The 25,412-nt window shown below is 48.4% G+C and carries 27 protein-coding genes; 16 read left to right on the plus strand and 11 right to left on the minus strand.

Annotated features, from left to right (window positions below; all coding sequences use genetic code 11):
• Nucleotides 1–78: 78 nt before the first annotated feature.
• Complete coding sequence (locus tag SPM24T3_RS11830) at nt 79–513, plus strand: type II toxin-antitoxin system RatA family toxin (RefSeq protein WP_009636987.1); 435 nt, start codon at nt 79–81, stop codon at nt 511–513.
• On the plus strand, nt 506–790 hold the full coding sequence (locus SPM24T3_RS11835; RefSeq protein ID WP_009636988.1) for an RnfH family protein: 285 nt from the start codon (nt 506–508) through the stop codon (nt 788–790). Before SPM24T3_RS11830 ends, SPM24T3_RS11835 begins: the two co-directional genes overlap by 8 nt.
• A gap of 81 nt (nt 791–871) precedes the next feature.
• Here SPM24T3_RS11835 and bamE read toward each other — a convergent pair whose 3' ends face one another.
• The 3 genes from bamE to nadK all read right to left on the minus strand — a co-directional run bounded on the left by bamE (nt 872) and on the right by nadK (nt 3,964).
• Nucleotides 872–1,213 (minus strand): outer membrane protein assembly factor BamE, encoded by a 342-nt coding sequence (bamE, locus tag SPM24T3_RS11840; protein WP_009636989.1) that lies wholly within the window; start codon nt 1,211–1,213, stop codon nt 872–874.
• 112 nt (nt 1,214–1,325) lie between these two features.
• The gene (gene recN, locus SPM24T3_RS11845; RefSeq protein WP_009636990.1) at nt 1,326–2,987 is read right to left on the minus strand and encodes a DNA repair protein RecN; all 1,662 of its coding nucleotides are present in this window, start codon (nt 2,985–2,987) and stop codon (nt 1,326–1,328) included.
• Between the two features lie 98 nt (nt 2,988–3,085).
• The gene (nadK, locus tag SPM24T3_RS11850) at nt 3,086–3,964 is read right to left on the minus strand and encodes an NAD(+) kinase (protein WP_009636991.1); all 879 of its coding nucleotides are present in this window, start codon (nt 3,962–3,964) and stop codon (nt 3,086–3,088) included.
• A gap of 137 nt (nt 3,965–4,101) precedes the next feature.
• On the opposite strand from nadK, the gene grpE reads away from it, so the two are divergent.
• A complete protein-coding gene (gene grpE, locus SPM24T3_RS11855; protein WP_009636992.1) occupies nt 4,102–4,689 on the plus strand; it encodes a nucleotide exchange factor GrpE in 588 nt (195 codons plus the stop codon).
• Nucleotides 4,690–4,779: 90 nt separating this feature from the next.
• Here grpE and ung read toward each other — a convergent pair whose 3' ends face one another.
• Nucleotides 4,780–5,460 carry a uracil-DNA glycosylase gene (ung, locus tag SPM24T3_RS11860; RefSeq protein WP_009636993.1) on the minus strand — a complete coding sequence of 227 codons (681 nt, stop codon included), beginning with the start codon at nt 5,458–5,460 and terminating at the stop codon, nt 4,780–4,782.
• 441 nt (nt 5,461–5,901) lie between these two features.
• Nucleotides 5,902–7,218, minus strand: a complete 1,317-nt coding sequence (gene srmB / locus SPM24T3_RS11865) for an ATP-dependent RNA helicase SrmB (protein ID WP_009636994.1) — start codon at nt 7,216–7,218, stop codon at nt 5,902–5,904.
• 160 nt (nt 7,219–7,378) lie between these two features.
• On the opposite strand from srmB, the gene SPM24T3_RS11870 reads away from it, so the two are divergent.
• The gene (locus tag SPM24T3_RS11870; RefSeq protein ID WP_009636995.1) at nt 7,379–8,122 is read left to right on the plus strand and encodes a tRNA1(Val) (adenine(37)-N6)-methyltransferase; all 744 of its coding nucleotides are present in this window, start codon (nt 7,379–7,381) and stop codon (nt 8,120–8,122) included.
• On the opposite strand, the gene nadB is transcribed toward SPM24T3_RS11870, so the two are convergent.
• Entirely contained in the window at nt 8,116–9,750 is a 1,635-nt protein-coding gene (gene nadB, locus SPM24T3_RS11875; protein ID WP_009636996.1) for an L-aspartate oxidase, read from the minus strand. The two genes, SPM24T3_RS11870 and nadB, sit on opposite strands and share 7 nt — an antisense overlap.
• A 214-nt stretch (nt 9,751–9,964) precedes the next feature.
• Here nadB and rpoE point away from each other — a divergent pair, with 214 nt between their 5' ends.
• From rpoE to rseC, 4 genes are read left to right on the plus strand one after another with little or no spacing between them, the layout of a single operon-like run.
• Nucleotides 9,965–10,540: an RNA polymerase sigma factor RpoE gene (gene rpoE, locus SPM24T3_RS11880; RefSeq protein ID WP_009636997.1), complete on the plus strand. Its 576-nt coding sequence runs from the start codon at nt 9,965–9,967 to the stop codon at nt 10,538–10,540.
• 30 nt (nt 10,541–10,570) lie between these two features.
• Nucleotides 10,571–11,218, plus strand: coding sequence for an anti-sigma-E factor RseA (gene rseA, locus SPM24T3_RS11885; protein ID WP_009636998.1), 648 nt, complete (start codon nt 10,571–10,573; stop codon nt 11,216–11,218).
• A complete protein-coding gene (gene rseB, locus SPM24T3_RS11890; protein ID WP_009636999.1) occupies nt 11,218–12,174 on the plus strand; it encodes a sigma-E factor regulatory protein RseB in 957 nt (318 codons plus the stop codon). The genes rseA and rseB overlap by 1 nt, the downstream gene beginning before the upstream one ends.
• Before the next feature lie 21 nt (nt 12,175–12,195).
• The gene (gene rseC / locus SPM24T3_RS11895; RefSeq protein WP_009637000.1) at nt 12,196–12,675 is read left to right on the plus strand and encodes a SoxR-reducing system protein RseC; all 480 of its coding nucleotides are present in this window, start codon (nt 12,196–12,198) and stop codon (nt 12,673–12,675) included.
• Between the two features lie 156 nt (nt 12,676–12,831).
• Here rseC and SPM24T3_RS11900 read toward each other — a convergent pair whose 3' ends face one another.
• Nucleotides 12,832–13,653 carry a DUF6585 family protein gene (locus tag SPM24T3_RS11900; RefSeq protein WP_009637001.1) on the minus strand — a complete coding sequence of 274 codons (822 nt, stop codon included), beginning with the start codon at nt 13,651–13,653 and terminating at the stop codon, nt 12,832–12,834.
• Nucleotides 13,654–13,870: 217 nt separating this feature from the next.
• The gene (locus SPM24T3_RS11905) at nt 13,871–14,257 is read right to left on the minus strand and encodes a carboxymuconolactone decarboxylase family protein (protein WP_009637002.1); all 387 of its coding nucleotides are present in this window, start codon (nt 14,255–14,257) and stop codon (nt 13,871–13,873) included.
• A gap of 114 nt (nt 14,258–14,371) precedes the next feature.
• On the opposite strand from SPM24T3_RS11905, the gene SPM24T3_RS11910 reads away from it, so the two are divergent.
• The 8 genes from SPM24T3_RS11910 to acpS all read left to right on the plus strand — a co-directional run bounded on the left by SPM24T3_RS11910 (nt 14,372) and on the right by acpS (nt 21,972).
• Nucleotides 14,372–15,271 carry a LysR family transcriptional regulator gene (locus SPM24T3_RS11910; RefSeq protein WP_009637003.1) on the plus strand — a complete coding sequence of 300 codons (900 nt, stop codon included), beginning with the start codon at nt 14,372–14,374 and terminating at the stop codon, nt 15,269–15,271.
• A gap of 137 nt (nt 15,272–15,408) precedes the next feature.
• Nucleotides 15,409–17,208 (plus strand): translation elongation factor 4, encoded by a 1,800-nt coding sequence (gene lepA, locus SPM24T3_RS11915; RefSeq protein WP_009637004.1) that lies wholly within the window; start codon nt 15,409–15,411, stop codon nt 17,206–17,208.
• A 30-nt stretch (nt 17,209–17,238) separates the two neighbouring features.
• Entirely contained in the window at nt 17,239–18,216 is a 978-nt protein-coding gene (gene lepB, locus SPM24T3_RS11920) for a signal peptidase I (protein WP_009637005.1), read from the plus strand.
• A 212-nt stretch (nt 18,217–18,428) separates the two neighbouring features.
• Nucleotides 18,429–19,109: a ribonuclease III gene (rnc, locus tag SPM24T3_RS11925; RefSeq protein ID WP_009637006.1), complete on the plus strand. Its 681-nt coding sequence runs from the start codon at nt 18,429–18,431 to the stop codon at nt 19,107–19,109.
• Nucleotides 19,106–20,011, plus strand: coding sequence for a GTPase Era (gene era / locus SPM24T3_RS11930; protein WP_009637007.1), 906 nt, complete (start codon nt 19,106–19,108; stop codon nt 20,009–20,011). Before rnc ends, era begins: the two co-directional genes overlap by 4 nt.
• Before the next feature lie 11 nt (nt 20,012–20,022).
• Nucleotides 20,023–20,760, plus strand: coding sequence for a DNA repair protein RecO (recO, locus tag SPM24T3_RS11935; RefSeq protein WP_009637008.1), 738 nt, complete (start codon nt 20,023–20,025; stop codon nt 20,758–20,760).
• Between the two features lie 100 nt (nt 20,761–20,860).
• Nucleotides 20,861–21,592 (plus strand): pyridoxine 5'-phosphate synthase, encoded by a 732-nt coding sequence (pdxJ, locus tag SPM24T3_RS11940; protein WP_009637009.1) that lies wholly within the window; start codon nt 20,861–20,863, stop codon nt 21,590–21,592.
• Entirely contained in the window at nt 21,592–21,972 is a 381-nt protein-coding gene (gene acpS / locus SPM24T3_RS11945) for a holo-ACP synthase (RefSeq protein WP_009637010.1), read from the plus strand. The genes pdxJ and acpS overlap by 1 nt, the downstream gene beginning before the upstream one ends.
• Nucleotides 21,973–22,011: 39 nt before the next feature.
• Here acpS and SPM24T3_RS11950 read toward each other — a convergent pair whose 3' ends face one another.
• The 3 genes from SPM24T3_RS11950 to SPM24T3_RS11960 form a co-directional block, all read right to left on the minus strand.
• Complete coding sequence (locus SPM24T3_RS11950) at nt 22,012–22,272, minus strand: YfhL family 4Fe-4S dicluster ferredoxin (RefSeq protein ID WP_009637011.1); 261 nt, start codon at nt 22,270–22,272, stop codon at nt 22,012–22,014.
• 125 nt (nt 22,273–22,397) lie between these two features.
• The gene (locus tag SPM24T3_RS11955; RefSeq protein WP_009637012.1) at nt 22,398–24,377 is read right to left on the minus strand and encodes an acyltransferase family protein; all 1,980 of its coding nucleotides are present in this window, start codon (nt 24,375–24,377) and stop codon (nt 22,398–22,400) included.
• A gap of 152 nt (nt 24,378–24,529) precedes the next feature.
• Complete coding sequence (locus SPM24T3_RS11960) at nt 24,530–25,378, minus strand: MurR/RpiR family transcriptional regulator (protein ID WP_009637013.1); 849 nt, start codon at nt 25,376–25,378, stop codon at nt 24,530–24,532.
• Between the last annotated feature and the right edge of the window lie 34 nt (nt 25,379–25,412).

Raw genomic sequence — 25,412 nt, forward strand, 5'->3', positions numbered from 1 at the left:
CTGTATCTACCGTGAGATTTTTGCCGCAGGGGCGATAAATGATATGATCTGTATGTTTTATGACACTTGGAAAATGATATGCCTCATATAAGCCGTTCTGCGCTCGTCCCATTCAGCGCAGAACAGATGTACTCTCTGGTAAACGACGTGGATGCTTATCCTAAATTTCTTCCTGGTTGTACGGGGAGTCGCGTATTGGATAAAACTGATAACACAATGGTTGCTGCGGTAGATGTGGCAAAAGCGGGTATCAGCAAAACCTTTACCACTAAAAACACGTTAACCAGCAATCAGAGCATCGATATGCAACTTGTCGACGGGCCATTCCGTAAATTGTTGGGGGGCTGGAATTTTACGCCGCTTAGCCCTGAAGCCTGCAAAGTTGAGTTGAACCTGGATTTTGAGTTCACTAACAAATTAATTGAATTGGCATTCGGCAAGATTTTCAAAGAGCTTGCAGGCAGTATGGTTCAAGCTTTTACGCAACGAGCGAAAGAGGTTTACAGTGTCTGAAGTTTCCGTTGAGGTGGTTTATGCCTTACCTGAACGTCAGTATCTGAAAACGGTGCGCCTTGTTGAAGGCAGCAGTGTCGAGCAGGCTATTCAGGCTTCAGGTTTGCTGGAGTTACGTCGAGAGATAGATCTTAAAGTTAATAAAGTGGGTATCTATAGTCGACCTGTAAAGCTGGGGGATGCTGTCAGTGATGGTGACCGAGTTGAAATTTATCGGCCATTGATTGCGGACCCGAAAGAGCTTCGCAGAATAAGAGCTGAACGCTCTAAAAAATAAGGCGCTATGAGCGCCTTATTTTTTTACCCTGAAAAGGATCCTTGCCAGATGCCTTGGGGCATCAGTCTGGAAAATTCAGGATTACTGGTTGTCTAATTTTGGCTTGTTAACAATATTAATCAGCACGCCAGCCTCGTTGAAGGTCAGAGTCAGGGTCTGCTGAGTCACGCCAGAATGGCTTGGCTCCTGACGGAACACGTAGAACCAGGTATTGTTGCCGAATGGATCATCCATCAATGGAGTACCCAGAATATAAGCAACCTGTTGCTTGGTCAGCCCGGTGTGGATCTTCTGTACATCAGCAGGAGCCAGGTAGTTTCCCTGATTGATATCAGGACGATAAACTACCTTCTCAATAGTGGAACAACCGGCAGTCAGCATCAGTAGTACTCCAGCGACGGCAGTTAGCGTTTTACAGCGCATAGTCTTTACATTCCTTTAGGGCATAAGATGCCGATGATAATCGACCTTTCATCAGTTTGAAACCTTTGCAGGGCACCAGTATGACCGCTGAAATGTAAAAAAGTTGAGGTTTTTACGCTGCTAACAACTCTTTTGCATTGGCAAGGGTGTTCCTTGTCACTTCACTCCCGCCCAACAGACGAGCTAGTTCCTGCAAACGCGCTTTTTTATCTAACCGGTTCATCTGCGTTTCAGTTACTTCGCCATCGGTTTCTTTACTGACGAAATAGTGCTGATGTCCGCAACCGGCAACCTGAGGTAAGTGAGTAACACACATCACCTGCGTGGACTCACCTAACTGGCGCAGTAGTTTACCGACAATCGCAGCGGTTGGGCCACTGATACCGACATCGACTTCATCGAAAATTAGCGCCGGGGTTTCCATTTTTTGCGCGGTAATCACTTGAATCGCCAGAGCGATGCGTGAAAGCTCACCGCCTGAGGCCACCTTTGCCAGTGCCTGTAATGGTTGACCCGGGTTGGTAGTGACCTGGAACTCGATACGGTCAGCGCCTTCAATGCTCAAATTCTCTGGCACAAACTGTACCTGAATATTAAATTTCCCGTGAGGCATTGAGAGGGTTTGCATGCTTTGCGTAATCAGCTGGGTTAACTCGTCGGCAAAATGCTGACGCTGATCGTGCAGAGCTCGAGCAATTTCAATCGCCTGCTGATGGTGAACCTGCACGGCTTCGCTGAGTTCTGCCTGATTGGTTTCTTGATCGTCCAGCGCCTTTTGTTCTTCAAGCAGCTGACGATGCAACTCAGGTAACTCTTCGGCCGTGACATGGTGCTTACGCGCTAAAGCCATCTGGCGAGAAAGTCGCTGTTCCAGCTCGAATAAACGGTTTGGATCCATTTCCAGCCTTTCGCTGTAATGGCGTAGTTCATCGCTGGCTTCGCTGATTTGAATTGACGCATCATCCAACATGATGATCAAATCATTCATTTTTGGGTCAAGCTCTGCCAGTTCCGTCAGCTTGTTTTTAGCAGTGTAAAGCAGGCTGCTGATGTTTTGATTTTCACCGTCGCTGAGTAAATACAGTGCGCTCTGGCTGAGAGACAGTAGTTGTCCACTGTTAGCCAGAAGTTTGTATTCTTCGTCAATTTGCTCGTATTCCCCCTGAACTGGAGAAAACTCGTTTAGCTCTTTCAACTGATATTGCAGCAATTGACGGCGCGACTCACGTTCAGTGACTTGCTGCTGAAACTGCGCGAGCAAGCGGCAGCTTTGGTGCCAGTTTTGGTATGCGGTCCGCATCTGTGACAGTAAAAATGACTGTGCCGCGTAGGCATCCAAGAGCTGTTTTTGATGTTCAGGCTTAACCAGCATCTGATGAGCATGCTGGCCATGAATCTGAATCAGGTGATGGCCAAGTTCACGCAGCTGTGACAACGGGACTGGCGTTCCGTTAATAAAGCCACGGGAACGCCCGTCTGCACTGATGGTACGTCGCAGAATGCAGTCGTGGCCTTCATCAAGCTGATTATCGATGAGCCATTGTTTGGCGGAAGGTGTATCTGCCAGCGTAAAGCGCGCGCAAACATCTGCCCGGCTAGTACCCAGACGAACCGCATTGCCATCGGCTCTGCTGCCTAAACAGAGACCCAGAGCATCAATGGCGATGGATTTACCCGCACCGGTTTCACCGGTTATTGCCGTCATACCCGCATGAAAATCAATTTCTAACTCGCGAACAATGGCAAAGTTATTGATGGTTAATTGCGCTAGCATGATCACCTTCCTGTATATAACAACAGACCTGTAATTTCGTACAGTATAAACTGGTTTTATATACAGTAAAGCCCTGATCATCTGAAATCAGAAAAAAATCAGAATAATTTTTTAGACCAGCCAAGTTTTGTGCTCAATGTATTGAAATAGCTGTAGTCTTTTGGATGTATCAGATTCAGATGATAGTCGCTTCGCTTGATTATGACCTCTTCCCCTTGCTGGATGGGCAGGGCGATTTGTGAATCACAGCTGATTTCAAGATCTGTGCTCATGTGTGAAAAACGTAGGCAAATCGTACTGGTGCTGTTGATTACCAGCGGTCGGGCCGACAAGGTATGCGGGAACATCGGTACCAGCGCTATCGCGTCCAGAGTCGGCATCAGTATTGGGCCGCCACCAGAAAGTGAATAGGCCGTCGAGCCGGTCGGCGTTGAAATAATCAAGCCATCAGAACGCTGGGAAAACGCGAAGCGGTCATCGATATACACTTCGAATTCGATCATGTGCGCGACTTTGCCCGGGTGAAGTACAACTTCGTTGATAGCAGTGCTCACGCGGCACTGTTTTTCACCACAGCGAACCATCGCCTCAAGCAGGAAACGCTGTTCGCTGATATATTCGCCCTTCAAGACGTCATCAAGCTGCTGCAATGCGTTGTCGGGGTCCAAATCGGTAAGAAAGCCCAAATTTCCGCGGTTGATTCCAATAACTTTTATGTCATAACGCGCCAAAACTCTGGCTGCACCCAGCATATTCCCGTCACCGCCTACCACCACGGCGAGATCGGCAAGTTTGCCAATCTCAGCCAGCGTACCGGTTTGTGCGCCCTCCAGAGACAGCTCCTGCGCCACCTGACGCTCGACAATCACCTGATGACCTTTTGACACCAGCCAGTGATACAGCATCTCATGGGTAGCCAGAGCGGAAGGATGGCGAGGGTGTCCAACAATCCCGATACACTCAAATTTTTTATTCATTGCTTTGGTTATCCTCGATACCGCATGTATGACACCTGGAGTATGGCTTGTAAATGAGATAACAGGCCTTGAATCCCCGGTTTTGATCCCCATAATAAGCCAACTAGCAAGACTAAAGCTAAAACGCGGAGATATTCATGAGTAGTAAAGAACATAAGACGCCTAACGAGCAAGCCTCGGATGAACTGAATCAGGAACAAGAGCTGCATGCGGAAGCGGAAACTGAGGCGGCTGACGTCGTTGACCCGCGTGATGCACGTATTGCTGAATTGGAAGCTGAGCTGAAAGATGCCCAGCAACGCGAGCGTGATAGTTTGCTGCGTGCGAAGGCAGAAATCGAGAATCTTCGCCGTCGTACCGAGCTGGATATCGAAAAAGCGCATAAATTTGCCCTTGAGAAGTTTTCAGGCGAGCTGCTGCCTGTAATCGATAACCTCGAGCGTGCACTGGATCTGGCTGACAAATCCAACGCCGAACTGACTTCTCTTATCGAAGGTGTTGATCTGACACTGAAATCCCTGATCAATGCTGTGCGCAAGTTTGGTCTGGAAGTGGTTGCTGACGTTCATGTACCGTTTAACCCGGAACTGCATCAGGCAATGACGCTGATGGAGTCCGAAGAGCTTGCCCCAAACCATGTAATCATGGTGATGCAAAAGGGTTACACCCTTAACGGTCGCTTGCTGCGTCCTGCGATGGTTGCGGTTTCTAAAGCGAAAGCTTAAGTCACCAAAAGCTGGTTCATCGTGAGTTAGATGCGATCAGGCAAACACTAAAGGCACCCTCGGGTGCCTTTTTGCTTTCTCGCGGGGGGACTATTTCGGGAGCTGCGGCATCCAGTCGATGGGCTCCAGGCCTTGCTCTTCCAGCAGCTGGTTGGCAGTCGAGAAATGCTGACATCCCAAAAAACCACGATGTGCCGAAAGCGGGGAAGGGTGTGGGGCTTTCAACACTCGATGGCGAACCTGGTCGATAATGCTGCCCTTTTTCTGTGCGTGAGATCCCCAAAGCAGAAAAATAACCCCCTCACGATGAGTGTTGAGCATCGCAATGACTTTATCGGTGAAGGCTTCCCAGCCCAGTTTTGCATGGGAATGCGCCTGACCAGCTTCAACAGTGAGCACGGTGTTGAGTAACAAAACACCCTGATCGGCCCAACTTTGCAAATATCCATGACCAGGGCGCACGAAACCAGGAATATCCGTAGTCAACTCTTTGTAAATATTAACTAAAGATGGAGGTGCAGGGATCCCGGGTTTAACCGAAAATGACAATCCGTGAGCCTGATTCGGACCATGATAAGGATCTTGCCCCAGTATAACGACCTTAACCTGTGAGAATTCCGTCGAGCGGAAAGCGTTGAAAACCTCTTCCTGCGGTGGATAAATTGTTTTGCCTGCTGCACGCTCGGCAGCAACAAATTTAAGAGTATCCACAAAGTAATTCTGCTGTTTTTCCTGGCCAATTACATCGTGCCAGGTAAGTGGGGCCGCCATATGCGCTCTCCATCTATCCGTAATTTCAATGCGCGTAGCTTACCTTTTCAGGCCCGTCAGCGATACTATCTGTAACCCTGAATTGGTTTTTATCGACACTCTTTCTTTGTGTGCTGCTATTCAAGGGAAAATCGCGCAATATGGCCTGATAATCACAAAAACTCAGATTCTCCTCAGATTAAATATGAGCAAATTTAAGATCTCAGAACAAACTCAGAGTTAAATCATTTATTCATCATAGCGTTAACACGATGAGTTATTTATCTTGGCTGGGTCTACGCAGTTTAAGATATTCCATTGGTGTTAGCGCTATTATCGCGCGTCCCGGCTAGCTTAATATGGCCGGGATTTTTTTTGGCTTATTTTCAGTTTTAATTGCTCTAGAAATAGAAAACCCCGCCATGTGGCAGGGTTTTAAGTATGAGGCAATCTATTAACGCATTAGCTTGCTTCAGTATTCGGCTTGCGGCGCTTACCAACGTTTTTAGCATCACGATGGCGTACTTTAACCTTAACCTTGGATTTCTCGCTCTCTTGCTTCTGCTTCTCTTTACGCTTGGCCAGCACCTTCTTGGAAGGTTTGCCGGTTGTTTTCGCGCTAGGAGCCTTAGTTGTTGGGCGCAGCTCGTCGATGACACGAGATTTCAGAGGCTGATCGAGATAACGCTCGATTTTACCCAGCAGCAGGTGGTCATGCGCTTCTACCAGAGAGATCGCCGTGCCTTTACGTCCTGCGCGACCCGTTCTGCCAATGCGATGCAGGTAGGTATCTGCGGTCAACGGAATATCGAAGTTGAAAACGTGGCTGATATCGTTGATATCCAGACCGCGTGCGGCGATATCGGTCGCGACCAATACGTTAACGCGATCTTCAACCATGCGTTTAACTGCTTCGGTACGTTTAACCTGAACCATCTCGCCTTCAAGGTAGCAAGAGTTGATCCCAGCTTCACGCAACCAGCCTACCAGCTCGTGTACACGCTCGCGCTTACGCACAAAGATAACGGACTTGGTCACGTCTTCTTGTTTCAGTAAATGGCACAGCAGCGCGGTCTTATGCTTCAAATCATCTGCGCGATAATACCATTGCAGGATTTTCTTGCGCTCGCGGCGTGAGGGGTCAGCTTCAATCTCAACCGGTTCAGTCAGAATGCGTTCGGCAAATTCGCGAATAGCTTCGCCTTCCAGCGTTGCAGAAAACAGCAATGTCTGTTTGCGCCAGCGGGCTTCTGCAGAAATGGTTTCGATATCCTGCGCAAAGCCCATGTCGAGCATGCGGTCGGCTTCGTCGAGGATCAGTGTTTCAATCGCGCGGCAGTCGAAGTTTTCTTCTTTAATGTATTGAAGCAAACGGCCAGTGGTGGCGACGACGATATCCTGATTCTCGCTGAAGACTTCTGCGTGGTTCATATATGCTACACCGCCGGTAATTGTGGCGATGTCTAAATCGGTATGTGCTGCCAGTTCACGGGCCTGATCAGCCACCTGCATTGCCAGCTCGCGGGTTGGCGTCAGAATCAAGACCCGCGGTGGACCAGACTTTTTACGCGGAAAGTCCAGCAAGTGTTGCAGCGCGGGCAACAAAAATGCTGCGGTCTTGCCGGTGCCGGTAGGCGCCGAACCCAACACATCGCGTCCGTCCATCGCGGGCGGAATGGCCTCTGCCTGAATAGCAGTCGGGCGGCTATAGCCTTTATCGGTCAGTGCCTCGATTAGGCGTTCATCGAGTTCGAGTTCGGAAAAATTCGTTACAGTCATGGTCTACCTCTACTTGGGGCGCCGATTATAGACGTGTTGGCCGCGATCTTCACCTATTTAAGCGTAAAGGCTCGCTTTTACTCCGCAAGGCTTTGTCTTATGCTTACGCCATTATGACATTAGTACCCCGACTCTCGGGTAATTATCACAGGAAAGCGTAGTGACAGAAGCCGCCACCAACAAGCCTTTGCGCCGTAATGGGTTCACTTTTAAACAATTTTTTGTCGCCCACGATCGCTGTGCGATGAAAGTCGGAACCGACGGCGTACTGCTCGGTGCCTGGGCACCGATAAGTCAGGCTTCCCGCATTCTTGACATCGGTAGCGGAACGGGTCTGGTGGCATTGATGTTGGCGCAGCGAACTGCGGAAGAGGTATTGGTGGATGCCGTCGAGCTGGAAAGTGAGGCCGCCAGTCAGGCTCTGGAGAATTTCGCCGAGTCTCCGTGGCAACAACGCCTGAGAATTTTTGCCGAAGACATAAACCATTTTTCCCGGCGCAGTGCTCATCAATACGATTTAATCGTGAGTAATCCGCCTTATTTTGAGTCTGCGGTCGCCTGTCGTGATGAAGCACGCAACGCCGCGCGGTACACCGAAACGTTAACTCATGACGCATTGCTGCGCTGTGCCGAGCAACTTATTACCGCGGCAGGAACGTTTTGCGTGGTTTTACCCTTTGAAATTGGACTGGCATTTGAACAGTCAGCGCAGCAACGAGCTTGGCATACCCGGGCGCGGATAGATATTCGTGACCGGCCGGGAAAACCGTTAAATCGCATGCTGCTGGCTTTGTCAAAACAGTGGCGAGAGCCTGAGCATCACGAACTGGCTCTCCGCGAGCAGCTTAACGTCTACAGCACGGAGTTCCGAGAACTGATTGCTGATTTCTATCTGAACTACTGATTTTTTCCTGATTTATTCATGAGGATTAACGGTTGCAGAATGGTTGGTTGCGAGTTCTCCAACAGGTCAGGATAGTCGAGAGTAAAGTGCAATCCACGGCTCTCTTTTCTTGCCATCGCGCTGCGTACAATCAGTTCGGCAACCTGAACCAGATTACGTAGCTCAAGTAAATTATTAGAAATCCTGAAATTAGCGTAATACTCGTCAATTTCGTGTTGCAGAGTATTGATACGACGCAGGGCACGTTCCAGTCTTTTGGTGGTGCGCACAATGCCTACATAGTCCCACATAAATAGTCGCAGTTCGTGCCAGTTGTGCTGGATGACGACTTTCTCATCTGAGTTATCGACTTTGCTTTCATCCCATGCCGGTAAACTTTTCGGCATTTTTGTGCGCGGCAGCCGCTCCAGAATATCTTCGGCAGCCGACCAGCCGTACACCAGGCATTCGAGCAAAGAGTTTGATGCTAACCGGTTCGCACCGTGCAATCCGGTATAGCTGACTTCGCCGATAGCATAAAGCCCGTCGAGATCCGTTCTGCCGTGCTGGTCAACCATCACTCCGCCACAAGTATAATGTGCAGCAGGAACAATCGGGATCGGTTCGCGAGTGAGATCAATGCCCAACGACAGCAGCTTTTCGTCAATCATTGGGAAATGATGCTTGATGAACTCAGGCGGGCGATGGCTGATATCCAGATACATGCAGTCGGCACCCAAACGTTTCATTTCATGATCGATGGCGCGGGCAACGACATCACGCGGTGCAAGTTCGCCACGTGGATCAAAATCGGGCATAAATCGCGTGCCGTCAGGACGTTTAAGATAGGCCCCTTCTCCGCGCAGTGCCTCGGTCAGCAGAAAATTACGCGCCTGCGGATGAAAAAGACAGGTTGGATGAAACTGGTTGAATTCGAGATTGGCGACACGACAACCAGCACGCCAGGCCATGGCAATACCATCACCTGAAGCGACGTCCGGATTTGTCGTATACTGATACACTTTTGCTGCGCCGCCGGTTGCCAGAACTACCGCTTTGGCACGCAGCGTTTCAACTTGTTCGATCTCACGATTCCATACATAGGCACCGACTACTCGTTGAGTGCCGGGCAGTCCGAGTTTGCTTGAGGTAATTAAATCAACCGCGTTATATCGCTCTTTTACGCTAATATTGGGGTGGGACCTTGCTTTCCCCACTAACGTGGTTTCTACTTCTTTACCAGTAGCATCAGCAGTATGCAAAATACGTCGATGGCTGTGGCCCCCTTCCCGGGTCAGGTGATAGCGTTCATCTGAACTTTTGCCGGTTTCTGTGTCAAAGAGTACGCCCTGGTTAATCAGCCATTCAACGCAGTGTTTGGCGTTGCTGGCAATGAATTCGACGGCTTCTTTATCGCACAGTCCCGCGCCGGCGATGAGTGTATCGTCGACGTGAGAGGCGATGCTGTCGGTTTCATCAAAAACGGCAGCAATGCCACCCTGGGCATAGAACGTAGAGCCTTCATTCAGCGGCCCTTTGCTAAGTACGGTGACTTTACAGTGGTCGGCAAGGCGTAAAGCGAGTGACAAGCCTGCTGCGCCACTTCCAATAATCAATACATCACTAACAAAGTCTGATGAAGGTTGCATAACGTATGATGTTTGCGGAAGAAGAGGGAAATTCATGTTAGCCTAAATGGACTGGCAAAAGCCACGTGCGCAACCAACAGTTTAAAAACTTTGTGTTTTATGGAACTTAACATTCTGTTTGAACTCCAAGCAGGTACTTGCTCAGGAAAATAATGATGATAGCTGGCAGTACGACTTTTAGCGTGGAGATGGCTTTGGGGAGAGATTACCTCGAATGAGCGAGCAGTTAGCAGATCAGGTTCTGGTCGAGCGGGTCCAGAAAGGTGATCAAAAGTCGTTCAATTTACTGGTTGTTCGCTACCAGCATAAGGTGGCGAGCCTTGTTTCCCGCTACGTTCCACAAGGCGACGTGCCTGACGTGGTTCAAGAATCATTCATAAAAGCCTATCGTGCACTAGACTCTTTCCGCGGAGATAGCGCTTTTTATACCTGGCTTTACCGTATCGCCGTTAACACGGCCAAGAACTATTTAGTCGCACAGGGTCGCCGTCCACCTTCAAGTGATGTTGATGCCAATGAAGCTGAAAACTTCGAAAATGGCGGTGCGCTAAAAGAAATTTCGAACCCTGAGAACTTAATGTTGTCAGAGGAATTGAGACAGATTGTTTTTCGGACTATTGAAGCGCTTCCTGAGGATTTGCGGATGGCAATTACCCTGAGGGAGTTAGATGGTTTGAGCTATGAAGAGATAGCCGCCATCATGGATTGCCCGGTGGGCACGGTGAGATCGCGCATATTCCGTGCTCGAGAAGCTATTGATAATAAAGTTCAACCGCTGATTCAGCGTTAGCGATGGCGGATACTTAAAGGGTACTAAGGCATGCAGAAAGAAAAGCTTTCGGCTCTGATGGATGGTGAGGCTGTTGATTCCGAACTGTTAAGTTCGCTTTCAAATGATAAAAAGCTTCAGGAAAGTTGGCAGAGTTATCACCTGATCCGTGATTCAATGCGCGGTGACATGGGAACTGTTGTGCATCTGGACATCGCAGACAGAGTGGCTGCTGCTTTGGCAAATGAACCTGCCAAGCTTGTACCTGGTGCAACAAAAGAATCGCAACCGATGCCACACACCTGGCAGAAGATGCCTTTCTGGCACAAGGTCCGCCCGTGGGCGAGCCAGATAACTCAGGTCGGCGTTGCCGCTTGTGTATCATTGGCTGTTATCGTCGGCGTGCAACATTATGGTCAGCAGAATGCGACCGGCGCGTCGCCTGAAACTCCGGCTTTCAACACGCTTCCGATGATGGGGAAAGCTTCTCCTGTCAGTTTCGGTGTGCCAAATGAAGGCAGCACGGTTAGTGGCCCGCAAAATATGCAAGAGCAGCGTAAGCGCATCAATGCTATTTTGCAGGATTATGAGTTGCAGCGTAGATTGCATACCGATCAACTTCAGCTAGACTCGATTGTGCCACAACAGGCCGCTATTCAAGTCCCTGGTAACCAGTCTTTAGGAACGCAAACGCAGTAATGAAGCAAATTTGGTACGCTGTTTCCTTAATGACATGCAGTTTGCTCGCCACACACACCGCCTCGGCTGAGACTCAATCTGCTCCCGAGGCGTTGTTGCAACAGATGAGCAATGCCGGTCAGTCATTGAACTATGAAATTGCCTTTATCAATATCACAAAGCAAGGCATTGATTCATATCGTTATCGTCACGCAAAATCGCAAGGAGTGCAGCTCGGTGATCTGCTTCTGATGGATGGCCCTCGCCGCGAAGTTGTGCAGCGTGGCAAAGACATCAGCTATTTTGAAACGGGACTTCAGCCTTTCACTTTGACCGGCGATCATATTGTTGATTCTCTGCCAGAGCTGGCATTCAGCGACATTCCAACGCTATCTAAATACTATGACTTTATTTCGGTAGGCCGTGCACGAGCCGTTGATCGTAACTGTGAAGTGATTCGCGTAGTTTCCCGTGACGGCACTCGATTCAGTTATATTGTCTGGATTGATGAGGAAAACAAGCTGCCTCTGCGCGTTGATTTGCTGGATAAAGATGGTGAAACTCTTGAGCAGTTTCGCGTGATTTCCATTACCGTTGATCCCGCTGTTGCCGAGGCTTTCAACGGCCTTGATAAAGCCAAATTACCGCCAGTATTAAGTATCCCGGATGCAAGCAAAACACAATTCAACTGGGAGCCAAAATGGCTGCCAGAAGGGGTGAAAGAAGTTTCGCGCAGTAAACGAAACTTGCCAAATCTGCCCGTCAGCATCGAATCAAGACTTTATAGCGATGGCGTATTCAGCTTCTCGATTAACGTAAATGCTGCCACTGACGCGACCAGTGGGCAAATAGTCCGGCAGGGGAGAAGAACGGTTGAAACCGATGTTCGCAACGGCGATGAGATAACCGTAGTTGGCGAGTTGCCACCTTCCACAGCTAAGCGAATTTCTGATAGTATTGTCTTCTCCGGACAATAGCGTAACAGTAGGATAGCAGCGATGATGAAAGAATGGGCCACCGTGGTTTCGTGGCAAAATGGCGTTGCAGAACTGCGTTGTGAAACGCAGGCAGGTTGCAGCAGCTGTCATTCGCGTTCGGGCTGTGGTTCTCGCGTTCTTAACGAGCTGGGGCCGCAAACTGAGCATAATCTGCAAGTTAACAGTGCCGAACAGCTTGAACCTGGTCAGAAGGTTGAACTAGGCATCACTGAAGGCGCAATGCTTCGCTCTGCACTGTTGGTGTACATGACGCCGCTGTTTGGTGTGATTGTTGGCGGTGGTGTTCTGCAATCGCTGTTGAAGGCAGATGTTTTCGCCTTGATTGGCGCGATAGCCGGTGGGGCGCTTGGCTTCCTTATTGCGAGATTTTTTGCCGCCAAGGTTGCCGAAAAAGAAGCTTATCAGCCCGTAATACTGCAGGTTGGCTTACCTCCGAACGCTTTTCGCTTTCAGCCAGAATCAACTGAATTGCCGCGCTAGAACTGCTCAAAATTTTCTCTTCGTCTGAGATGAATTCAGCAGGAACTTATTCAAATCTGCCTGAAATCTCCGATGATACAAAAAACGCCTTGTGCTCTGCATGAGGCGTTTTTTATTGCTTCATTGTCGAGATAATTGGCTTGAGAAACGGGTTGCCTAGCTGCGGATTGGGATGCGGTTCTGGATCATATGTTCGATCAAGGCGATGAACAGATCGGCACTGAAAAGAGAAGTGTAGGGCACTGAAAATAGCGACCTGCCGTGCATATCCAGCAGCTTGATAGTTTGGCTGTTGCTGCCGCCGCTAATAAAATGTACTTCTTCAATCGGAATGTGGTGCCCATCGTCAGAATCTAGCGTACGTGCAGATAGCCGCAGCTTTTTCTCACTCATTAGTAAAAAATTACCACGAAGAAAGTGCCTGAAACGGCTCTTGCTTTCATTTATGTAGCTAAATCCTACCTCTCCGTCATGCGCCAGGGTAACGAGCGCTTGCGGGCCGCGCAATAGCAGTTGTTCATTTTTAATTACTTCAATCAGGCGATCGGCATGGGCGATATTCGGCGAGATTTTATACCACGGCTTTTCCGAACTTTCGCGAAATGCCATGGTGTTTAATATTTTTCGGGTATATTTTCCGGTACGGTAACGGTAAATATCACTTATTCTTTCGAACGGAATAAATTTATTTTTGTTGTCAGGTTTTGAAATAACTAAAACTCCATTTTCATAGAGTTGGAATATTTGTCTTGGCTTAATGAACTGCCGCAAAATAATAAGAATTGTGCCTAAAGAAATGCTGAAGATGGTTGACATTAGAATGGCGTGTTGTTCGAAATAGCCGGACTTTCCTAATGTTAGCAAAAAAACAAGCTGCACCGCCCCGGCTATCATAAGTAGCGTTGCGAGGACTAGGGTGATCCACGAGTTTGCTTTTGCAAAACCATGCCGGCTGAGCAGCCGACCTTCATTGATCATGACATTAACCTTGTGACCGATTGTTTTAAAATAGGGTAAACAGTTAAATTATTTAATAATTAATTTAAGCACTACGTCAGACAACTTTATTTTTTATAACAGTTAGTTAATGGTATTTCCCCCGCCCAGTAAATGAGCATTTTCCTAATCTGTTAAGAGTGCTTCCAGGGCGGAGGAATAGGATTAAATCTAATAATTCAAAATGATATAATTCAAGTTATTGGTTAGATTTCCCGACAATATCACGAATGTTGACCAGTGCATTTCGCACCGCAGCTCCTCCGGCATAGAATAAAATTTGCAGGATGGACTCGATAATTTGCTCTTTTGATGCACCCGCATTCAGTGCCGCCTGTGCATGAGCAAGCAACTGTGGCGTTGCGTGCCCCAGAGTGACGCAGGCCGCAATAACGACCAGCTCCCGAGTAATAAGATCGAGCCCGGGCCTCGCAAGAATTCCACCCATTGCCCATTCGATAGAAATATCGGTGAAATCCGGACATAAGTCTGCCATATCACTCCTTAAAGCCTCCCCCGCGCCATCGCCATAAAGTGAGTTAAATAACTCCAGCCCTTGCTGATACTGCTGTGGATTGATGATCATCTTTTTCTCCCGTTGTTGAGGTTTAATTAAACTCGGTTGGGCAGCGCAGATAAACGACGTTATAGTTGGATAATTACCAAGGATGGCTTGCCAATTGAGGTGTAATTATAAAGTATGAATAAGCTGGAAAGCATGATGGTGTTTGTTCAAGTTGTTGAGCGGGGGAGCTTTACGGCGGCTGCTAACGAGTTAAGCATCACCGGAACGATGGTGGGTTTACATGTGCAATCGCTGGAAAAACTGCTTGGCGTGCGCTTGCTCAACAGGACCACGCGTCGACAAAGCCTCACTGAGTTCGGGCTATTTTATTATGAGAAGAGCAAGCAAATTCTGTTGGAGATCAGTCATGCCGAGGCGATGGCTGAAAGCCAGACGCCCATACCCAGAGGCGTTTTACGGATCATTTCCCCTGTGTCATTGGGAGTGCATTCTATTGCGCCGATTTTGGAAAAGTATCGGAAACTTTATCCCGATGTAACGGTTGATCTCATTCTCAGCGACAAGCCGTTGGATATGATCGATGAGCGCGCCGATATGATGATTAGAATTGGTGAGTTGCAGAACGTATTTTCAATGATAGCCAGACCTTTGATGCCTTATCGATCAATAATCTGCGCCGCCCCCCACTATCTCGAAAAAAATGGGCCCTTGAGCGTGCCAGCCGATCTCGTTAATCATCGCTGCCTGGGGTTTGCTCACCCTGTTGCAGGAAATGAATGGCTGTTACAGGGGTTGGATGGGCCAATTAGTGTGCCGGTTAATCTGGCTTTGTCAGTTAACAATGGAGAAGCGCTAAGAACGGCCGCGATCAGTGGGTTAGGCGTTATTATGCAGCCTGAGATTTTACTGGCTGAAGATATTAATTCCGAACGATTGATTCCCGTTTTGCAAAATTATTCTCCATTGCCCAAGCCAGTTTATCTACTGACTCTTGCAGACCGGTCCCCTACACCTAAAATACGCACGTTTATCGATTTTTTAGTGTCACAACTTGCCGCTCGGAAAACACTGTAAAGCTATCGCATCCTTTCGTGTAACCGGCATACAGTGTAAGATGCGCCCATATTTGCGTGGGCAGTTTGGCAATTAAAGCTGATGCTGTGTCCATGAAAAAGTTTTAAGCGCTATCAATTAGAGAAAATCATCTATAAATGAAGAACATAAGAAACTTCTCCATTATTGCCCACATTGACCACGGCAAGTCGACACTTTCTGACCGTATCATCCAAATTTGCGGCGGTTTGTCCGATCGTGAAATGGCCGCTCAGGTCCTCGATTCTATGGATCTTGAACGTGAGCGCGGCATCACCATCAAAGCCCAGAGCGTAACGCTGGATTATAAAGCGCTGAACGGTGAAACCTATCACCTCAACTTTATCGATACGCCGGGACACGTGGACTTCTCCTATGAAGTTTCTCGTTCGCTTGCAGCCTGTGAAGGCGCATTGCTGGTGGTTGACGCAGGTCAGGGCGTAGAAGCTCAGACACTGGCTAACTGCTACACCGCGATGGAAATGGATCTTGAAGTTGTGCCGGTTTTGAACAAAATCGACCTGCCGGCTGCCGATCCTGACCGCGTTTCTCAGGAAATTGAAGACATCGTTGGCATTGACGCCACTGATGCCGTGCGCTGCTCGGCAAAAACGGGCGTTGGCGTGCCTGATATTCTTGAACGTCTGGTGCGTGATATCCCGGCTCCGGAAGGTGATCCTGAAGCACCACTTCAGGCGCTGATCATCGACTCGTGGTTTGATAACTACCTTGGCGTTGTGTCTCTTGTCCGTATCAAAAACGGCACGATGCGCAAAGGCGACAAAATCAAGGTGATGAGCACCGGCCAAACTTACAATGCCGATCGTCTGGGGATTTTCACTCCTAAACGTGTCGATAAAGACGTGCTGCACTGTGGCGAAGTTGGCTGGTTGGTCTGTGCGATTAAAGACATCCTCGGTGCTCCGGTGGGCGATACTTTGACTCTGGCCCGTAATCCAGCTGACAAAGCGCTGCCGGGCTTCAAAAAGGTTAAACCACAGGTTTACGCAGGCCTGTTCCCAATCAGCTCTGACGATTACGAAAACTTCCGTGACGCACTGGGCAAGCTGAGCCTGAACGACGCTTCGTTGTTCTATGAGCCAGAAAGTTCTACCGCGCTGGGCTTCGGCTTCCGCTGTGGTTTCCTGGGCTTGCTGCACATGGAAATTATTCAGGAACGCCTTGAGCGTGAATACGACCTTGAGCTGATCACTACTGCGCCAACGGTTGTGTATGAAGTTGTTACCACCGCGGGTGAAACCGTCTACGTTGATAGCCCTTCCAAGCTGCCAGCGCTGAACAACATCGAAGAGCTGCGCGAGCCTATCGCCGAGTGTCACATGCTGATGCCTCAGGAATACCTCGGCAGTGTGATCACCCTGTGTATCGAGAAGCGTGGCGTGCAGACCAACATGGTTTACCACGGAAACCAGGTAGCGCTGACTTATGAAATTCCAATGGCCGAAGTCGTGCTGGATTTCTTTGACAGACTGAAATCCACCTCACGCGGTTATGCGTCACTTGATTACAATTTCAAACGATTCCAGGCTTCTGACATGGTACGTGTTGATGTTTTAATCAACGGTGAGCGTGTTGATGCCCTAGCACTGATCACGCACCGCGACAACTCGCATTACCGTGGTCGCGATCTGGTCGAAAAAATGAAAGAGCTGATCCCGCGTCAGCAATTTGATATCGCCATTCAGGCGGCTATCGGCAACCACATTATTGCCCGTGCGACCGTGAAACAGCTGCGTAAAAACGTTCTGGCCAAGTGCTACGGCGGCGATGTTAGCCGTAAGAAGAAACTTTTGCAGAAACAGAAAGATGGTAAGAAACGCATGAAGCAGGTGGGTAACGTTGAGTTACCACAGGAAGCGTTCCTGGCTATTCTGCATGTCGGTAAAGACAGTAAGTAAGTCTTTGAATTAGTTTGTCAAGGAGTAGGAATGGCTAACATGTTTGCCCTGATACTGGCAGTTGCAACGCTGGTAACCGGGATAATCTGGTGTTTGGATCGTTTTAAACTGGCTCCTGCGCGTCGGGAGAAAATTGCTCGCCTAAAAGTTGAAACGGCGGGTGCGGTAGACGACAAAACCCTGAGCAAGGCTGCTAAACAGCCGGGCTGGGTTGAAACTTGTGCTTCCGTATTTCCGGTATTGCTGGTGGTATTTGTTGTTCGTTCCTTTATTTACGAACCTTTCCAGATCCCATCAGGCTCAATGATGCCGACGCTGCTTATTGGCGACTTTATTGTGGTCGAAAAATACGCTTATGGACTTAAAGATCCGATTACCCAGACCAAGCTTATCCCTACCGGTGAGCCGAAACGTGGTGATGTCGTGGTGTTTAAATATCCTCTGAATCCTCAAGTGGATTATATTAAGCGTCTGGTGGGTTTGCCGGGTGACCGCATAACTTACGATCCAATGAGTAAAGAAGTTACCGTTCAACCGGCGTGTGATAATGGTCAGGCGTGTGATAAAGCGCTGCCGATTACTTATACTCCTAATGAACCGAGCAATTTTGTGCAGACCTTCGGCCAGTCTTCTGGCAGTGAGGCCACCAGTGGTTTCTATGAAACGGATCCTACGGCTCCAGTCCCACAGGACGGCGTTCGTCTGATTGCGCGTAAAGAAAATCTGGGGGGTGTTACTCATAATATTCTTATTGTTCCCGGCGCTCGCGATCAGCTTGGTGCTTATTACCAACAACCTGGTCAACCGCTGGCAACCTGGGTTGTTCCCGCCGGTCATTATTTCATGATGGGTGATAACCGTGATAACAGCGCTGACAGCCGTTATTGGGGCTTTGTGCCGGAAAAAGATCTGGTAGGCAGAGCATCAGGTATTTGGATGAGCTTTAAGAAGCAAGAAGGCGAATGGCCAACGGGCATCCGGATTAGCCGTATTGGTGGAATTCATTAATAATATGCCCGTCCTGCAAGGGGCGGGCATATTAACGCAGCATTATTATTCCACTCGTTGTAGAATATCCCTTCGAGCGATAAAAGTTGGCGACCCTCTTTTTAAAATAAAGGGAGCTACTGCAAACGAAACAGCTTTGGATCGATTTTTGGTGAAGCAGGCCTGTTCCGTATGCTGAAGTTTTTGACGCATTCTTGATCTATTGGTAACTCATGAATCCCATCGTAATAAACAGGCTTCAGCGAAAGCTGGGCTACACTTTTCAACAGCAGGAGCTTTTATTGCAGGCACTGACTCACCGCAGCGCCAGCAGCAAGCACAACGAGCGATTGGAGTTTCTTGGAGACTCGATCCTCAGTTTTGTTATTGCAAATGCGCTGTATCATCGCTTTCCTCGTGTAGACGAGGGCGATATGAGCCGGATGCGTGCAACATTGGTGCGCGGTAATACCCTGGCTGAAATGGCGCGTGAATTCGATTTGGGCGAGTGTTTGCGTTTGGGCCCAGGCGAATTGAAAAGTGGTGGTTTCCGCCGTGAGTCTATTCTCGCGGATACGGTGGAGGCACTCATTGGCGGCGTGTTCCTGGATAGCGATATTCAGAACGTCGAAAGGCTGATCCTCGAATGGTACCGTAGTCGTCTCGATGAAATCAGTCCCGGTGATAAGCAGAAAGACCCGAAAACCCGTTTACAGGAGTTTTTGCAAGGTCGTCATCTGCCGTTGCCTTCTTATCTGGTCGTGCAGGTTCGCGGTGAAGCGCACGATCAGGAGTTTACCATCCACTGCCAGGTCAGTGGCTTGAGTCAACCGGTTGTAGGAACCGGATCAAGCCGCCGTAAAGCCGAGCAGGCGGCAGCGGAACAAGCGCTGATACAGCTGGAGCTTGAATGAGCGAAGAAAAGAATTACTGTGGTTTTGTAGCAATCGTCGGCCGTCCTAACGTCGGTAAATCGACCTTGCTGAATGAACTGTTGGGGCAGAAAATCTCCATCACTTCTCGCAAACCACAAACCACGCGTCACCGGATTATGGGTATCCATACCGAAGGTCCATTCCAGGCTATCTACGTCGATACCCCTGGGCTTCACATGGAAGAAAAACGAGCGATCAACCGCCTGATGAACCGTGCAGCCAGCAGTTCAATTGGCGATGTGGAGCTGGTTATCTTCGTCGTTGAAGGAACTCACTGGACCCCCGACGACGAGATGGTCGTCAACAAATTGCGTGACCTAAAAAGCCCGGTGATACTGGCTATCAATAAAATCGACAACGTCACTGACAAAGCCAAGCTGTTGCCGCACCTGCAATTCTTGAGCGAGCAGATGAACTTCGCCGATATCGTCCCTATTTCTGCCGAAAAAGGGACTAACGTTGACACTATCGCTGCTCTGGTTCGCAAGCAGCTGCCAGAAGCGATTCATCATTTCCCGGAAGATTACATCACCGACCGTTCTCAGCGCTTTATGGCGTCAGAGATCATTCGTGAAAAGCTGATGCGTTTCCTCGGGGAAGAACTGCCTTATTCCGTGACCGTAGAAATCGAGCGTTTCGTGACTAACGAACGTGGCGGCTACGACATTAATGGTTTGATTCTGGTTGAGCGTGAAGGCCAGAAAAAAATGGTTATCGGTAATAAAGGCTCGAAGATCAAGACTATCGGTATCGAGGCACGTCAGGACATGGAAAACATGTTTGAAGCGAAAGTGCATCTTGAGCTGTGGGTTAAGGTCAAATCCGGTTGGGCAGATGACGAACGTGCGCTGCGTAGCCTGGGTTACGTAGACGACTTATAAGGTCTGCGCCTATGGAAGGCTGGCAACGCGCATTTGTCTTACATGGGCGGCCTTACAGTGAAACCAGCCTGATGGTTGATTTGTTCACTGAAGGGCAAGGGCGGGTGCGCATACTGGCAAAAGGTGCGCGTGGCCGCCGATCCAATTTAAAAGGCTGTTTGCAGCCGTTTACCCCGCTGCTGGTCCGTTGGACCGGGCGGGGTGAAGTCAAAACCCTGCGCAATGCTGAAGCGGTTTCTCTGGCACTTCCTCTTTCCGGTTCAATCGTTTACAGCGGCCTGTACGTCAACGAGCTGGTATCGCGCGTGCTTGAGCAGGAAACTAATTACTCCTCGCTGTTTTTCGATTACCTGCACTGCCTGCAAAACCTGGCCGCGGCCTCAACCTCGCCTGAACATGCCTTACGGCAGTTTGAACTGGCGTTGCTGCAACATCTTGGCTATGGCGTGGATTTTTTGCACTGCGCGGGCAGCGGTGAAGAAGTCAGTGAAACCATGACTTATCGTTATCGTGAAGAGAAAGGTTTTATCGCCAGCCTGGTGATCGACAACACTAGTTTTACCGGTCGTGATCTGATGGCACTCGCTACCCGTGAATTCCCCGATGCCAATACTTTGCGCGCCGCCAAACGTTTCACCCGCATCGCATTAAAACCCTATCTTGGCGGTAAGCCGCTGAAAAGCAGAGAACTGTTTCGTCAGTTTGTATTGAAAAAACCCGCACCTGCTGCTGAAAATCCTACCGACTGATTTTGTCTGTGTGCGCGTAAGCGTGTAAACTGCCGCCTATATCTGCTAAGTTCTGCTGCGTTTCGAACCCTTATGGGTATCACAAAATTAGGAGTGTTTCATGGCTGAGTTACTGTTGGGCGTCAATATTGACCACATCGCGACCCTGAGAAACGCGCGCGGTACCGCGTATCCGGATCCTGTACAGGCGGCTTTCGTGGCTGAACAGGCTGGCGCTGACGGTATCACCGTACACCTGCGCGAAGATCGTCGCCACATCACCGATCGCGACGTGCGGATCCTGCGCGAAACTATCCAGACTCGCATGAATCTCGAGATGGCCGTGACTGACGAAATGGTCGGTATTGCCTGTGATATCAAACCGCATTTCTGCTGTCTGGTACCGGAAAAGCGCGAAGAAGTGACTACCGAAGGCGGGCTGGACGTGGCTGGCCAGAAAGACAAAATGACCTTTGCGGTTGAGCGCTTATCACAGGCTGGCATTCTGGTTTCTCTGTTTATCGACCCAGACGTGCGCCAGATTGACGCCGCTGTTGCTGTCGGCGCGCCATATATTGAAATTCATACCGGTGCCTACGCCGAAGCCCCAGAAGGCATTCATCGTGATTCTGAGTTTAAACGTATTAAAGATGCTGCCATCTATGCCGCATCGAAAGGCCTGAAGGTTAATGCGGGTCACGGTCTGACCTATAAAAATGTTCAGCCGATTGCTGCGCTGCCAGAAATGCACGAACTGAACATCGGCCACTCAATTATCGGTCAGGCGGTGTTTGACGGTTTAGCCGGCGCAGTCAGTGAAATGAAAGCCTTGATGCGGGAAGCGCGCCGATAATGGCGATTCTTGGGCTGGGCACCGATATTGTCGAGATTATCCGCATCGAAGCGGTAGTTGAACGCAGTGGTGACAGGCTGGCTAAGCGTATTTTAAGCGCCAACGAATGGCAGTTATACCTTAACCATCAGCAGCCGGTGCGTTTTCTGGCTAAGCGATTTGCGGTCAAAGAAGCGGCGGCAAAAGCGCTGGGAACGGGTATTCGCAACGGTCTGGCGTTTGAGCAGTTTGAAGTCGTTAATGATGCATTGGGCAAGCCGAGTCTGGTTTTTCACGACCGCGCGGCGGAAATGGTGGCTGAGTTCGGTGTTAAAGCGGTCCACGTGACGCTGGCCGATGAGCGTCACTATGCCTGTGCTACGGTTATCATCGAAAACTAGTGATTAACGATGATTTTATAGCTGCATCACTCTGCTGACTCAAAGCTTTGTGGAATGGTGCAGCAGCACAAATTTATCCCACAGCTGGTCATTGGCTTCGCGGCGTTGCGGGTCGATGATAATCGTATGGTCGATCGGGCAGACTATCTGGCAGGTCGGCGCATCGTAATGGCCGACACACTCTGTACAGCGCTCGCTGTCAATCTGGTAAAATTCATCGCCCATCGTGATAGCCTGATTCGGGCATTCCGGCTCGCACATGTCGCAATTGATGCATTTATAAGTAATTAGCAGCGCCATGACTTTCTCGGCATCAGAAGAAAAGGGCAGAGATTATAGCAACCCTATTTCTTCCTACGCCGATAGCTGACAGGAGTCTGATATAGATCAATAAAAACACCGGTTAACAGATGTCTAAAGGGAGTTTATTCCGCAACTTCTTTCAGTGGATTGCCTTTGAGCTGCAAATACAACTCGCCCAACTTCTGTGATGCATACGCGGTAATATGATTATCATCTGCAAAAAGCGGGATGCCATCGAACTCCATCAAGCATTTTTTGCCGTTACATCTTGCATCCTGTGGGTCGATAAATATAAGAGTAGGGTACTTGACCTGTAGCTGATTAAAAATAGGAATGAACCAATCAGTGTTTTGGTTTCTAATCGGCACTGTTTCACAGCTATTAGGAATATATTTTTTCCTTAAAACTGTATGTTGCTTTATACAGCCGGGATAGTGACTGTTTAGAGGAGCAATCTGTTTCATAATCACGGGAGTTGAACCCGCTTTGACGATAATATCTAGCGCCTCATTAAGCGCTGTAGAGATTTTTTCTCGAGATTCTATAACGGAATAAATTTTCCCTTTGTCATTAGTGCTGATATCAGCACCGTACAAGTCCCATCGTTGAGCAATAATAACATAGTTATATTTATTGTTTTTTACCTTTGCATAATATTTTTGTGACTCATCGTGACAAGATAAATTAATCTGATCGTATTGGCCACTAGTTTGAAACTGATAATAATTTGGCAGTGACAGACAGGCACCTCGGCTCAATGTCGTTATTGCCTGATGGGCATCTTTACCCAGGATGTTAAAGAAATTGAAGAAATGACCAGCATGGGAATCACCAATCAATAAGGCAGTTTTTATTGCCTTATTATCACCCATAATACATTTTTTATTATCCCCATCTGTTTTGATATCATAACAATATTTTCTTTGAGCAGAGTTGGGTTCATTGGATTTGGCCAGAACCGTAGCGTACTCCTTACCGAAGCGATCTGTAAATCCCTCATTGTTTCTTACTAAAGTGCGCAGCAGCATCGTTATAATAAGGGGAGTTAAGACTAGCAAGACGACCGTTTTTAATAAGCCGACTTTTTTAATACGATAAGGTTTTTCTATATAAATGAAAGACAGGTAAGCAGTGATGCCTGTTAGTACAAAACAAACTACTATAAAAGTGGCGTTTTCTCTGATATCTAAATAACGTGCTGTGGCAAAAATAGGCCAGTGCCAGAGATATAGTGAATAAGAAAGTGTACCAATAAATACCAGCACGGGATTAGACAGTAACTTGGTGGTAACTCCTTTCCCCGTACTGCCAATAATAATCAATGCGGCGACGGCTATTGATACGATAACACTCGTATAATTGGGGTAACCATAAACAATATTCGTTCGCGTGGTGCAATAAGCCAGTATGGCTAGCGAGGCCAGGCCAAGTAGAGAGCCAAGATGCTTGTTAAGTTTTAATTTTTGGTAATTTAGAACCGCTAAACAACTCCCCGTCATTAGTTCAAATAGGCGGCAGCTCAAGAAATAGTAGCTTTTGCTCGGATAGTGTGCAGAAAGGAATAGGCAAATTATCAACGCTAATAGGGTGAGGGCGATAGTTATGACACCAATGAATCTTTTAGGCACAAAGCGATGGACAAGTAATAGCCCAGGTGGCAGGAATAAATACCATTGCCATTCAATAGAAAGAGACCAAGTGTGCAGTAGCAAATGGGTCATGGTATCGCCAGCGCCATATTGCACAGCATTGCGGGCGGAATATATGTTAGACATAAATGAAGCAGCATATTTAGCGCTGGTCATGTATTCTTTGAAGTCGCTTGGTAAATACAGTATGACAGCGATAATCATGGTGAAAATGAGTGCTGCAATAAATGAGGGTTGCAGTCGCCAAAGACGACGGCTATAAAATTCGGATAATGAAAAATTACCATTGTTGATTGAAGTGTTAATTATTGAAGTAATTAAATACCCTGAAATCACGAAAAAGATATCGACACCGATAAATCCTGAAGAAAAAAAAGTAAATCCCGCATGAAAAAATAAAACAAATAAAACCGCGATGGCACGAAGCCCGTCGATATCAGAGCGATAATTCATTTCTACGCCTTGTTCAATAAATTGACAAATACAAAATATTTATTTAAGACGCAGATTATATCAGCAAGGCTTTTTTACATTGGTCAACACAAGCCACTTTTTCCTTATTTTACCCTGATGCAATCCTGATAATCCCTTAATTCATCTGAGTATTAACTGATTTTTTTAACTAAAGCCTCACTGTGTTTTATTCTTTCAGGCGCTTTTTCAGTATCCTGCTGAATTAACGCCATAAACAGAATGTCAGTTAATGAATACTGTGCCGTGCTGGCAGAAATTGCGGCGCCGCGCGTTACCGGTAATTCTGCCAGTGTATAAAGGCAGTGATCGCTCTGCTGTTGCAGCGTGTTGGGGGAGAAGCTGGTCAGTGCCAGCGTTTTCGCTCCAGCCTTGCGCGCCACCTCGGCGGCCAGATTAATCTCCCTCCGTTCACCGCTAAACGAAATTGCCAACAATAAATCCTCTTCACTGAGCGCCTGAACCGTTGCCAGCAGCACGTGAGTATCCGATTCGGCAATCGCCGTTAGCCCAATTTTTAACAATTTATAAGCAAAATCCTTTGCTACCAGACCTGAAGCGCCAATGCCGGCAATAATGATTTTTCGTGCCTGCGTGAGCATAAATAACGCCTGCTGCAAACGCTGCTCACTGTTGACATCCAGCGTGGCGCGAAGGGCGGCGTGTTTCTCTGCCAGCAGCTTTTCGCCTACCGTCAACAGACTATCAGTGCTAAGAATACGGTTATGTACAGTGACCGCTGCATCAGTCGGCGGAACAGACAGCGCCTCGCTCATTGCCAGTTTAAGCGCTGGAAAGCCTTTGTAACCCAGCTTCTGGGCAAACTTGACGACCCCGGACTGGCTAACGCCTGCCAACTCGGCCAATTTTTGCGAGCTTAAGTGCCGCGCCTTGTCCGGATGGGCGAGAAGGAAATCGGCCAGTTTCCTATCGTTTTCAGCAAACTGGGGGTACATCTGACGGATGCGGATCATACTGCTCATGATGCTGAGTCCTGTCGAAAGTTATGTCCTGATG

Origin of the sequence: Serratia sp. M24T3, assembly GCF_000257645.1 — a bacterium.
GTDB lineage: Bacteria > Pseudomonadota > Gammaproteobacteria > Enterobacterales > Enterobacteriaceae > Rouxiella.